The sequence below is a fragment of the Neisseria sp. HMSC065D04 genome (assembly GCF_001815675.1).
Taxonomy (GTDB): Bacteria; Pseudomonadota; Gammaproteobacteria; order Burkholderiales; family Neisseriaceae; genus Neisseria.
The window spans coordinates 49,930-51,441 of record NZ_KV821536.1 but is presented as its reverse complement, the minus strand read 5'-3'; the positions used below and the strand labels follow the sequence as shown (position 1 = coordinate 51,441).

Sequence of the window (1,512 nt, the reverse complement as noted above, 5' to 3'; positions counted from 1 at the left end):
GTTTTTAAGGAAGTTTTCAGACGGCCTGTGCAAAATAAAAACGTAAAAGGTCGTCTGAAAAAAGATTGTTTTGCCGCAACATTTAATTCAATCAGCAACCCCATCCCCTCTCCCGTGGGAGAGGGCTAGGGAGAGGGCAGCAAGGCTTGCACAAACAGCAACCCGACAACAAAAATGAACCCGCCCGAAAAACTATTGACCGCCGACAACCCCGCCCTGCGCCAACGCGCCAAAGCCATGCGTAAAGAAATGAGCGAGGCGGAAGCAAAATTGTGGCAGCACCTGCGGGCAGGCCGCCTGAACGGCTATAAATTCCGCCGCCAGCAGCCGATGGGGAATTATATTGTTGATTTCATGTGCGTAACGCCCAAGCTGATTATTGAAGCAGACGGCGGGCAGCACGCGGAACAAGCCGCATACGACCACGCGCGGACGGCATATCTGAACAGCCTGGGCTTTACCGTGCTGCGTTTTTGGAATCACGAAATTTTGCAGCAGACAAACGATGTGCTGGCAGAAATCCTGCGCGTGTTGCAGGAATTGGAAAAGCAGTCTGCACGGTAGCAGATGGCTGATTTTGATTAAATTATTAAAAATTATAAGGTGCAGGCTGCCTGAATTGAGCATTTATAAAGGTCGTCTGAAAAGTAAAAAGCAGCCTGCACAACCTGTTTTCCTTGCAGAACCCTTCATCCCAACAGCCGCCCCGTCCTCTCTCCCGTGGGAGAGAGTTAGAGAGAGGGCAACAAGCCGCAAGGCTTGTATTTGGGAGATTTAGGTGTTGGGAAAGGTTGCCGAAATTCGGGGAATGCCCTCTCCCCAACCCTCCCCCACGGGGGAGGGAGCGGGTTACAGCAGGCTTTACGGTTGCAGGCGGTTTGAAAAGCAACTTGGATTTACAACCGTTGATGCAGGTCGTCTGAAAAACAAAAAGCAGCCCGCACAACCTATTTTCCTTGTAGAACCCTTAATCCCAACAGTCACCCGTCCTCTCTCCCCGTGGGAGAGAGCTAGAGAGAGGGCAACAAGCCGCAAGGCTTGTATTTTAGGAGACTAAGGGATTTGGGAAAGGTTGCTGCAACTTGGAGAATGCCCTATCCCCAGCCCTCCCCCACAGGGGAGGGAGCGGGTTGCAGCAGATTCAGGCGTTGCAGGTCGTCTGAAAAAGAATGCCCGAAACATCAACGGCAGGAATTTTTCAGGTAGCCTTTATCGCAAGGCAGATGGAACAAACGCCGCGAGATTTTTTCAGACGACCTTTGAACCCATCGGTAGGGTGTGTACCGCAAGGCACGCACGCGGTGGGTTGGAGTTACAGGGAAAATGGGGAGCGCGTGCGTACCACACACGCCCCACATGCGTGGCGACAGCTTGCTTGGATTTACCGTTGATTGTAGGTCGTCTGAAAAATAAAAAGCAGCCTGCACAACCTGTTTTCCTTACAGAATCCTTAATCCCAACAGCCGCCCGTCCTCTCTCCCGTGGGAGAGAGCTAGAGAGAGGGCAACAAGC

2 protein-coding genes are annotated in these 1,512 nt (G+C 52.1%); one reads left to right on the top strand and one right to left on the bottom strand.

The annotated features are described in order from the left end of the window. Nucleotides 1-174: 174 nt before the first annotated feature. Nucleotides 175-564, top strand: a complete 390-nt coding sequence (locus HMPREF3050_RS10035) for an endonuclease domain-containing protein (RefSeq protein ID WP_070774671.1) — start codon at nt 175-177, stop codon at nt 562-564. Nucleotides 565-1,181: 617 nt separating this feature from the next. On the opposite strand, the gene HMPREF3050_RS14650 is transcribed toward HMPREF3050_RS10035, so the two are convergent. After that, nucleotides 1,182-1,427: a hypothetical protein gene (locus tag HMPREF3050_RS14650; RefSeq protein WP_168166268.1), complete on the bottom strand. Its 246-nt coding sequence runs from the start codon at nt 1,425-1,427 to the stop codon at nt 1,182-1,184. Nucleotides 1,428-1,512: the final 85 nt, after the last annotated feature.